The sequence below is a fragment of the Lentibacillus salinarum genome, from assembly GCF_042679865.1.
GTDB lineage: Bacteria > Bacillota > Bacilli > Bacillales > Amphibacillaceae > Lentibacillus > Lentibacillus salinarum.
Window position 1 is genome coordinate 55,214 of record NZ_JBHTNH010000059.1, and the last position, 9,338, is coordinate 64,551.

The 9,338-nt window shown below is 45.2% G+C and carries 11 protein-coding genes; 8 read left to right on the top strand and 3 right to left on the bottom strand.

Features of this window, described 5'->3' with window-relative positions:
* The first annotated feature begins 97 nt into the window (after positions 1 to 97).
* From ACFQ4A_RS18170 to ACFQ4A_RS18185, 4 genes are all read left to right on the top strand, one after another.
* Positions 98 to 772 carry a hypothetical protein gene (locus ACFQ4A_RS18170; RefSeq protein WP_382402807.1) on the top strand — a complete coding sequence of 225 codons (675 nt, stop codon included), beginning with the start codon at positions 98 to 100 and terminating at the stop codon, positions 770 to 772.
* Positions 769 to 2,214 (top strand): hypothetical protein, encoded by a 1,446-nt coding sequence (locus tag ACFQ4A_RS18175; protein ID WP_382402808.1) that lies wholly within the window; start codon positions 769 to 771, stop codon positions 2,212 to 2,214. Before ACFQ4A_RS18170 ends, ACFQ4A_RS18175 begins: the two co-directional genes overlap by 4 nt.
* 309 nt (positions 2,215 to 2,523) lie before the next feature.
* The gene (locus ACFQ4A_RS18180) at positions 2,524 to 2,925 is read left to right on the top strand and encodes a DUF948 domain-containing protein (protein ID WP_382402809.1); all 402 of its coding nucleotides are present in this window, start codon (positions 2,524 to 2,526) and stop codon (positions 2,923 to 2,925) included.
* Between the two features lie 56 nt (positions 2,926 to 2,981).
* Positions 2,982 to 3,326 carry a DUF948 domain-containing protein gene (locus ACFQ4A_RS18185; protein ID WP_382402810.1) on the top strand — a complete coding sequence of 115 codons (345 nt, stop codon included), beginning with the start codon at positions 2,982 to 2,984 and terminating at the stop codon, positions 3,324 to 3,326.
* 33 nt (positions 3,327 to 3,359) lie between these two features.
* On the opposite strand, the gene ACFQ4A_RS18190 is transcribed toward ACFQ4A_RS18185, so the two are convergent.
* Complete coding sequence (locus tag ACFQ4A_RS18190) at positions 3,360 to 3,767, bottom strand: DUF948 domain-containing protein (RefSeq protein ID WP_382402811.1); 408 nt, start codon at positions 3,765 to 3,767, stop codon at positions 3,360 to 3,362.
* 171 nt (positions 3,768 to 3,938) lie between these two features.
* Between ACFQ4A_RS18190 and cwlD the strand changes: the two genes are divergently transcribed.
* Positions 3,939 to 4,655, top strand: coding sequence for an N-acetylmuramoyl-L-alanine amidase CwlD (gene cwlD / locus ACFQ4A_RS18195; protein WP_382402812.1), 717 nt, complete (start codon positions 3,939 to 3,941; stop codon positions 4,653 to 4,655).
* A gap of 123 nt (positions 4,656 to 4,778) precedes the next feature.
* Entirely contained in the window at positions 4,779 to 5,837 is a 1,059-nt protein-coding gene (locus tag ACFQ4A_RS18200) for an Mrp/NBP35 family ATP-binding protein (RefSeq protein WP_382402813.1), read from the top strand.
* Between the two features lie 119 nt (positions 5,838 to 5,956).
* Here the strand turns inward: ACFQ4A_RS18200 and gerD are convergent, their stop codons facing one another.
* A complete protein-coding gene (gene gerD, locus ACFQ4A_RS18205; RefSeq protein WP_382402814.1) occupies positions 5,957 to 6,619 on the bottom strand; it encodes a spore germination lipoprotein GerD in 663 nt (220 codons plus the stop codon).
* Positions 6,620 to 6,812: 193 nt separating this feature from the next.
* On the opposite strand from gerD, the gene ACFQ4A_RS18210 reads away from it, so the two are divergent.
* Complete coding sequence (locus tag ACFQ4A_RS18210) at positions 6,813 to 7,460, top strand: KinB-signaling pathway activation protein (protein WP_382402815.1); 648 nt, start codon at positions 6,813 to 6,815, stop codon at positions 7,458 to 7,460.
* Between the two features lie 136 nt (positions 7,461 to 7,596).
* Here ACFQ4A_RS18210 and pdaB read toward each other — a convergent pair whose 3' ends face one another.
* Entirely contained in the window at positions 7,597 to 8,355 is a 759-nt protein-coding gene (gene pdaB, locus ACFQ4A_RS18215) for a polysaccharide deacetylase family sporulation protein PdaB (protein ID WP_382402816.1), read from the bottom strand.
* Positions 8,356 to 8,578: 223 nt separating this feature from the next.
* Here pdaB and ACFQ4A_RS18220 point away from each other — a divergent pair, with 223 nt between their 5' ends.
* Positions 8,579 to 8,800: a hypothetical protein gene (locus ACFQ4A_RS18220; RefSeq protein WP_382402817.1), complete on the top strand. Its 222-nt coding sequence runs from the start codon at positions 8,579 to 8,581 to the stop codon at positions 8,798 to 8,800.
* Positions 8,801 to 9,338: the final 538 nt, after the last annotated feature.

The window sequence follows — 9,338 nt, forward strand, 5'->3', positions numbered from 1 at the left end:
TGGCAAAAACTGATAGAATGAGTGTGATATTTTCGTAAATTGCGTTAAAATAGATAGTAAGTTAACAGGACGATTATTGACTAAAGGACTGTCGCCCATGCTCTATTATACGAACCCAATCAAATTTTTCTTTCCGGTTGAGGATCATTTGTACCGGCTCAAAAAAGCGGAATCGCTAAAAAATGTGTGGAACATAACGATGCTGCTTATGATGGGCACCATCGTCGTCTATGGCTGGATGGCGACGCTTGGTATCGGGTCCAATATACTTTCAGCTGAAGCGGCGTCCTTAACCCCGTTTCAGTACGAGGCGGCCAAGGTTTGGTTTGTGCTTGGCCGGATGATTTTCGCTGTTGGCTTTGCTTTATTGGTTTTATTTGGCTCATCGTTAATATTTTATGCTGTGACAGATATACCTTATCGAAAACTGATCATTATCCAGCAAAGTGTCCTTTTTGTTATGTTGATTGAGCGTCTATTATGGATACCGCTTGCTGTCTTTTTCGGGCTGGACTGGTTTGTATCACCATGGTCGTTCGGCATTATCACATCTTATATGACGGAAGCTACATGGGTGATTTTCTTTTTCGGTGCTATCTCCCTGTTCCAGTTATGGATCATCTGGTTTCAAGCGAGGTGCCTGGGCTACCTATCATCGATTAGGAAATACTGGATCTGGCTGAGTGTGATTGGTATACATATTCTTTATTGGGCTGGCACGGCAGCTTTGGCCTTTCTGGATCGTCACTTGGTAAGCGGGTGGTTTGGATGAGACGGAGAAGACTTATTTGGATGGCTGTGATTTTGTTTGTTGCGATCAATAGTTTACTGGTCTATTTGGATGATGGCGATAAAGTGGCACGATTATCTTATATAAAAGACTGGTCGGAAACATTTGAAGACGATTTGTTTGAGACGGTTGAAACGGCTGGTGTGCTGTCGACAGTTGAGGAAAAACATGTTTACTTCGACAGTGACAAAGGAAGTTTTCGGGAATTTTTGGCTGAAGCGGGATCTGTTGTGAATCCCGGTGATCAGCTGTTTTCCTATGAGGTGGATCACTATGCCACCACAAAGGCTGAACTGGAGAGCGAGCAGCAACGACTGACCAGTGACATCCAGGCGATTGAAGCGGCAGTAGCGTCGATTGCCGCTCACCCGATTCCGGAAACCGATATGGACACAACACTTGAAGGAGACAATAGCGTCCTTGAGATAACGGCCCGATCAGTTGATGCCAACTATATGAAAGAACAGTATATGACGGAAAAGGAAAAAGAACGTGCGCAGAAAGAAGCTGAGCTACAAACCATCCAAGCACAGCTGTCGGATCTGGAATCCACGGGGGAGACGATCACAGTTGAAAGCCCCTATCAGGGGGTCGTGACGACTGTATCCGAATCACTGGCCAACCCAGTGATCACGATTCGCGACCTTAAGCTACAGGCAGAAGGTGACTTAACCGAAGAGGAACGGATGGACGTTGAGCTGGACATGCCTGTTGAGATTGCTATCCGTAAAAATGATACTGTCTTGCAAGGAACAGTCAATGAGCTCAGTGATCAACCGGATACCGTCACAGTCCATGGTACAAGTGTTTATCCGTTTGCAGCGACGTTTACAGAGGAGATGGAATCATCGGCGCCAGCTGTAGAAGACGGAGGGGAAGCAGCCTCCCGTGCTACACAAGACGGCGAAGAAGCAGCCGAATCAACCGAACGCATTGGAGAATCCGCGGAGGAAGCTGAGGGTTCAGCAGATACAGCAGGCGAAACCGGTGGGCCCTCCTCTGATGATGCGGACCCGGTTGAAGAATCAGACACCCCGGCAGAAACAGCGGAAGCAGAACAATCGCCATTGGACGATTTATTACCCGGCTACCATGCCGACCTGTCCATTACCACCGAAGAATCACTTGGCACTACGGCAGTCATGTCGGAGCAGCTTTTCGGCAGCCATTTATGGAAAATGACCAGTAAGGGACTGCTTGTTAAGCAACCTGTTGAAAAAGGCATCCATATGGATGAGCTGGTAGAAATCACGGGTGACGTAAGTCCTGGTGAACTGATCGCTGAAGCGGATAACGACCAATTCCGTGATCAGTCCGTGTTTATAACGCCACTACAGCTGGATGACATAGAATGGAAACATCCGGGGAAATATGATAATGTAGACTGGAAAAGATATATGGTCATAGGATTATTGTCACGGTAAAGTGAAACTTCATTCAGCGGGGTGCTTTTCCCGCTGATATAAGGAACAAAGGCTAAATTCGCAACGTCCTCGAAAAAGGAAAGCACTTTTTCTTCGTGCGATGTATCGCTGTCGACGTTTTCCTTGTCCTGTTGCAATGCCTTTGTGACCTACATCCTGTAGGCCCGAACCGAATCGGACATTTATGGTCAGTTAGCCGCTGTTTTGGGCGGGTTACTGACCGTTACATGCGGGATAAACAGGGTCATAAACTTGATATATAATGCTGCGTGCATTGATCATGGGTTTGACAAAGGAGGGTGATATTAGATGGATTTTGTTTACATAGGCGTTTTCATGTGCGCTCTGGCTTTTGCGCTTGTCGTTATTTATGCTGCTTTTGTCTTGAAGCGTGCGGCCAGCACAATGGAAAGTGTCAGTGAAACGTTGGGCGAAGTCGAGCAAAAAATGAACCATATCACGCCTGAATTATGCAAAACAATCGATGAAACCGGACGAACAGTGGATGACCTGCAGGAAAAACTGGCTGCCACCGACAGTCTGTTTGCCACCCTTGATAATTTGGGCATTTCCATCAATGAAGGAAGTCGGTATTTGAACAGACAAACCGAAAAGGCGTCCCCATTCACATCACCCAAGTATCGGAAGCGGGCTACAGATATGATCAAATGGGTCGATGTGGCGTACAAGCTTTATAAAAAAGTGAGGTAACACGCCCCAAAAAATGTAAGGTGCGCCAATAACAATAACAGGAGATGAGGGATTCTATGAGTTTGACAGGAATTGGTGTCATATTAATCGGTGTCGCGTTTCTCGTCGTGGCTGTCTACCTGGCCTGGACCTTGAACAATCTGGCCAACGTGCTTCGCGGGATTGAAAAAACGGTTGAACAAATGCCGGATCAGCTTGATGATATTTTTCGGGAAACAGGCCAGATGCTTAATCAGACCAATGTCACCATATCACAAGTGAACGACCAGCTGCGTACATTAAGTCCGTTGTTCTATATGGCGCATGATGTTGGTGAAATGTCGCGGAAATTGACTTCGCCGTTAGCCCGATTCAGCGGCAATTTGAACAAAAAAGCGGACGAGCGTGAGCAACATAACTAAATCCCCTGATGCCAGGGGATTTTGTCATGTCGTTTACTTTCTGCGCTGAAGTATCGTATACCCCAGCGCCATCGCACCATAGAGTCCTTCCAGACGATACCGGCGCATCATGGGATTATCGGTTTTTGCCTTCATCTCGTCATTAATCGTTGTCATAGCGTTGAAAAGGTTTTGCAGCGCCAGGCCGATATGACTGATGATCTGAAAAACCGGCACCAACTTACTGAGTTGCTCGTTCAGTTGTCTGATGGCACCATTAGCTGAGCTGAGTGTGCTTTGAGTATCCTCGAAAACATTCGCCACCTGTACCGGAAGCGCCTTTGTTGTTTGCTGCAGATTGGCAAGTATGTCCGTTAATGATTTCAGCGGTTTAATCAACAGAAAAACGAGACCGAGTAAGGCTAAACCAATGATGATGACACCAAGTCCTGCCCAATCCATCGAACATCCCCCCTTTTTAAAGGTTGTTCAAAAAGTCCGGTTTATCCTCCTTTTCGAACACGCACTTTTAAATGTTTAAATAGCGATACCCACTTATATCTTATCATAAACGATACACTCGTCCCATACAATTGAAAACAGGCATATTGACTATAATAAGGGGCGAACAGTATGGAACGATCCGGTAAAATAATCATATGGGGATTAGGTTTTGTTCTTTTGGCATTACTTATTCAATATCCGATTCAAAAAACGGCATCAACATGGGAAACATGGTCATTGCCACTGTCCGGAAAAACGATTGTCATTGACCCGGGGCATGGTGGCGCAGACGGAGGAGCTGTCGGAAAAGACGATACATTGGAAAAAGATATTGCCTTGGCGGTTGCTAAAAAAACACGTGACTTCCTGCAGCAGTCGGGGGCACTCATCTATTTGACGCGGGAAGACGATAAGGATTTGGCTGTGGAAGATACGAAAGGTTTGTCACGGCGGAAAGCAGAGGACATCCGCAAGCGGCTGCAGTTCATTCATGACAAGGATGCTGATCTCTTTATCACCCTCCATTTGAATGCCTTGTCATCGGAAAAATGGCATGGTGCCCAGACGTTTTACCATCCGAAAGAGGAAAAAAGCAAGCATCTGGCAGAGGTGGTCCAGGCAGAAATCACCCGCAATCTTGACAATACGACACGATCCTCGCTTGCACTTAATAATGTCTATTTGCTGAAGCATGCCGAAGTGCCCGGTGCACTCATTGAAATCGGGTTTTTATCCAATGAACAGGAACGTGAACAGTTAAAACAGGATGCCTATCAGAAAAAAATGGCCGGGAGCATTTATGAAGGGATTATGCGCTATGCTACCGAAGATCCGGAAGAAGAATAATCATCCGACATCTTTATGATTCAAATCACTTAGAATTTGGACAATTTGTGTTATACTAGCGGTGTGCACAAGTATGAAGGGACTACTTTGTATAGATACGCTAGAAAGGGATGGTGACGGATCGTGTTATCAAAAGAAGAAGTGCAGCAGCTACTCAACTCTGTCAAGGATCCATTTATACATAAAACGCTGGAGGAAACAGACGGCGTCAAAAGCATTTCGATTAAGGAAGATAAAAAGCATGTCAGCGTAAAAATCGGTATTGCGAAAACAAACACAGCTGAGCAAATGCAATTGCAACAGGAAATTGTCAGTCTTTTGAAGAAAAACGGGGCCAAAACGGTCGGTCTCCGGTTTGAACAATTGCCTGATGACATTATCCAGAAATACCAGCCTACAGCTGAAGCGGAGCAGGAAAAGTCTTTGCTCGGTGTCAGCAAACAGCCTAACTTCATCGCAGTGGCTAGCGGAAAAGGCGGTGTGGGTAAATCAACGGTAACTGTTAACCTCGCGATGTCACTCATGCGGCTGGGCAAAAAAGTCGGCATCATTGATGCGGATATTTACGGCTTCAGTGTTCCGGACATGATGGGTATTGAGAGCAGACCGCAAGTGCGCGGTGAAAAAATCATTCCGGTTGAACGGTTTGGTATCCAGGTTATTTCGATGGGCTTTTTTGTTGAGGATAATTCACCAATCATCTGGAGAGGTCCGATGCTCGGGAAGATGCTGAACAGCTTTTTCAAGGAAGTAGAGTGGGGTGACTTGGACTACCTGCTGCTTGATTTGCCACCGGGGACAGGGGATATTGCCATGGATGTCCATGAGCTGATCCCATCGGCTAAAGAAGTGATTGTGACGACACCACATCCATCAGCAGCATTCGTAGCAGCGCGTGCAGGCCAGATGGCCATTAAAACCGAACATGAAATCCTCGGTGTCATTGAAAACATGGCCTACTTTGAAAGTAAAAAAACCGGGGAAAAAGAATATGTCTTTGGCAATGGCGGCGGCCAGAAGCTTGCTGACGTGCTGCAAACGAAGGTGATGGGACAGCTGCCGCTGCAGCAGCCGTATGAAGATGAAGATGAATTTGCACCTTCCGTTTACCAAGAAGACCATCCGCTTGGAAAGGAATATCACAAAATAGCGGCCAAAATTGTGGCTAAAGTGGAGGAATAAAAGCGGAAACACGTCGCTTCTGTTGGGTTCATAAAAAAAGAGGTGGCAGTCGTCACCTCTTTTTTTACAGTCGTCTTTCAGATATATGAGGAAGCATCACTTTTGGGATGAGCATGAGCTTATGGTCCGCCATCACCGGATCCACCTCCACCGCCAGATCCGCCACCCCCACCGCCGGAGCTACCGCCGCCGGTGTTATTGCCGCCGCCATCCTGGGACTGCTGATCTTTTTGGCCGGATTGTTCTTCAGCGGCTTTCAGTAATATTTCGCTCATTTTCTCCTGGAATAATGGGGTTTCCAACGTTTTCTGAATGGTGTCTTCCAGATGTTGGTTAAACTCTTGACTTTTCAGGATGCTGACCAATTGCTCAGTCATTTGGGGATCTTTCAGCAGATCAAGCATTTGCTGCTGGAACTCCGAATCCTTCATCAGATCCTTCATCAGCTTTTTTTGCTCATCCGCCATGGATTTAGCGAATGTTTTCACGAATGACGGGTCATTGAATACCTCTTTCCACATATCGGTGGCTTTATCTGATGAGAGTACATCCTCGACCGATTGCTGAACAGCATCAGAATCCATTACCAGCTCTTGTTTCATTTTATCATCCGACATAATGTCTTGGAGTGCCTTTTTGCCATCTTCTGTCTGTAATATGTCAACAACCATTTTTTTGGTTGCATCATAATCCGCGTCTTCCCCGGAGGCACCCTGCCCACCGCAGCCGGCAATACCGATAACGGACAGCAGGATTAGGGAAATCAAAGATATCCGAAACATGGTTCAGATCCTCCTTCCTGTCGTATTTACTATGTGATAAAAGCTGAAAAATATGTATTGATCGAGGACGTTCAAAAATGAGATTGAATCGACTTTTATACAATCACTAATAAAGGAAAAACGCCCTTGTTCGTGCTAAAATGTAGGATGCATGTTACCATGCTTTTTAGCATAGTTGTGGGAGGAAAATCAATTGACGAGTCGAAAATGGGTCGGTTTATTTATTAAAACGTTACTGCTTGGTGGTGTTGCCGGGTTAATCACGAGCTTCTTTGTTAAGCCGGCCTACTATACAAATAATTTCAGTCCGTTTGATGCGTTTGAACTACTCGGGGTTATCCTCTTTTTCCTCGGGCTGGGCTTTGTGTTCAGTGTCATCAGTCAAACCGGTTTTTTTGCCTATTTGTTCGTTCATCGGTTTGGGCTTAGTCTGTTCCGGACATTTTGGCCGACGGTTCAAGTGCTGTTGATCGCTTTTGTTGTATTTGACCTTGTTTATTTTCCATATAGTGGAACAGATGGTGATGTCTCCATATTCTGGTTCATATTAATGGCCGCGGCCATTCTCGGTTACGGCTGGATCGTAGCGGAAATCAAAGCACGCGAGACAAATCGGAGAGCTTTCATCCCAGCGCTGTTTCTAATGGTCGTTATCACAACAGTTGAGTGGGTACCGGGGTTGCGCACGAGCGGGACCGATTATGCCTGGCTCATGATTATACCGTTGCTTGCGTGCAACACGTATCAGCTGCTCATCCTGCATCGGCTGACAGGCAGTGGGAAAACGGACGGTGAGACGAAATCGAATCATTCTGCCAGGACAGGAAAAACGAAAGCGTGATAGCAAAAAGGGAGCCCCAATGTGTCCCAACGCATTGGGGCTCCATTGTGGTGGCGAGGGAAGACGACTGGCAATGGACATTTGGCTACGCTCAGGGCTTGTCTGGTGGTGTCTCAGTCTAAAATGCCAGTCCACATTAATCGGTCAGCCGTGATTCAGCATGTGCTTGATTGATCAGCTCAGATATGGTCACGAATTGAAATTTTTTATTTTGAAGTCCCGGTAGAATGGTCTGTAATGCATTTGCTGTTTGTTTAACCGAATCGGATGCGTGCATGAGAATAATATCCCCATTTGTTGTTTGTTCCATCACCATGTTGGTAATTTCTTGCGTTCCCGGATTTTCCCAGTCATTCGGGTTAACGCTCCAATGTGTCACGGTAAGACCCTGTTTTTCGGCCAATTCAATAATTTCCTCGTCAAAATGGCCATGGGGCGGACGCAGCAGTTCAACATCATCATACCCCAGCTTGTCGAATACCTCTTTTGCCTCCAATAAATCATTTCTCACTTTATCCACTTCCTGGTCGAGGTAACTTTCATAACGATAGCCGAGCATACCGAGTTCATGCTTTTGGTCTGTTATCTTTTCCAAAATATCCGGATGACGCTCGGCCCATTCCCCGCTGACAAAGAATGTGGCTTGTACATCATGCTGCTTAAGCTCTTCCAAAATGTCATGAACTTTTTCCTCGCCCCAGCTGATATTAAAGGTTAGCGCTACCCCAGATTCCTCAGCATTCCCTTTGGTTAACGCAAATGACTCGTCATCGGATAAAACGGAGAAAGCCCCGTCCCGTTCAAACCAAAGTAATACCGCGGCAAAAAACGCGAGTGCAACCACCACTGCATAACGTTTCCATTTTTTAACTTTCATCACATAAAAATGATCCATGCCATCATTCCTCTCAAAACAATCCTTAATTGAATTCTATGTCTGAAACCGTTTAATATGAACAAGCTCTATAGGAAGAAAGAAGAAATGTTGAAAAAAGAGGATAAAAATATCATCATTCGGGGAATAGTAAAGTCTGTACGAGTTAATTATGATGGAATGCACATCAAACACGGTGTAATGACAATTCATTTGATTTAACATAGAAGGCCGGGTGGTTAGGATGCTTGGATTTTTGCTTAATGATGAAGAATCGAAGGAAATGGAGTATTTAATCAGACGTGAGTTAGAGGAATTATTAATGGATCTGGAGGATCATCGGATTGATCAGATGGTTAAAAGCGCGATGAAAGAGCGTTACCGGACGATATTTAATTTATATCGACGGATTGCCAGCCGAGAGGAATGTATGAAGTATATGCCCAAACGGACGGGCAATCAGTAGAAAGGTTACCTGTTGGTCCAATAGAAACAGCTTGGATTGCGGAAAGCTGTAAAAGGGTGCCCCTGCATATTTGCTGTGGGTAGTATAGGCGATGATTGGAGGCACGTGTATAGCTGAAGCACTCTTTTTGAGACGGATAAAAATTGGCTCAATGATTTTTTATATTACCTATTGAACTAAGCCGTTTATTATGCTATATTATTTTTTGTTGTCAGCAAAAGAATAATGTTCTTTGCCGAAAAAATTGATCGAAAAAGTTATTGACTTTTTGTTGCAACCATGATAAATTATAATTCGTCGCTGAAAACGACGGCGATCATTGATCTTTGAAAACTGAACAAAACAACCAGCCTGAAACAGATGTCAGGTTAAGAAGTTGAAAGCCGTGTTGATTTCGGCAGAAGACTTCACAACCCTGTATCAATTTTTGAAGCTAAGATATGCATAAGATTGATCGGTGTCAATCTTATCGCAAACTTTTTATTGGAGAGTTTGATCTTGGCTCAGGACGAACGCTGGCGGCGTGCCTAATACATGC

Bases quoted from the DNA above. Each gene is read 5' to 3' on its own strand.
- cwlD (WP_382402812.1), top strand. From the start codon at position 3,939: ATGGAACGATCCGGTAAAATAATCATATGGGGATTAGGTTTTGTTCTT.
- ACFQ4A_RS18170 (WP_382402807.1), top strand. From the start codon at position 98: ATGCTCTATTATACGAACCCAATCAAATTTTTCTTTCCGGTTGAGGAT.
- ACFQ4A_RS18175 (WP_382402808.1), top strand. From the start codon at position 769: ATGAGACGGAGAAGACTTATTTGGATGGCTGTGATTTTGTTTGTTGCG.
- pdaB (WP_382402816.1), bottom strand. From the start codon at position 8,355: ATGGATCATTTTTATGTGATGAAAGTTAAAAAATGGAAACGTTATGCA.
- ACFQ4A_RS18220 (WP_382402817.1), top strand. From the start codon at position 8,579: ATGCTTGGATTTTTGCTTAATGATGAAGAATCGAAGGAAATGGAGTAT.
- ACFQ4A_RS18180 (WP_382402809.1), top strand. From the start codon at position 2,524: ATGGATTTTGTTTACATAGGCGTTTTCATGTGCGCTCTGGCTTTTGCG.
- ACFQ4A_RS18190 (WP_382402811.1), bottom strand. From the start codon at position 3,767: ATGGATTGGGCAGGACTTGGTGTCATCATCATTGGTTTAGCCTTACTC.
- ACFQ4A_RS18185 (WP_382402810.1), top strand. From the start codon at position 2,982: ATGAGTTTGACAGGAATTGGTGTCATATTAATCGGTGTCGCGTTTCTC.
- gerD (WP_382402814.1), bottom strand. From the start codon at position 6,619: ATGTTTCGGATATCTTTGATTTCCCTAATCCTGCTGTCCGTTATCGGT.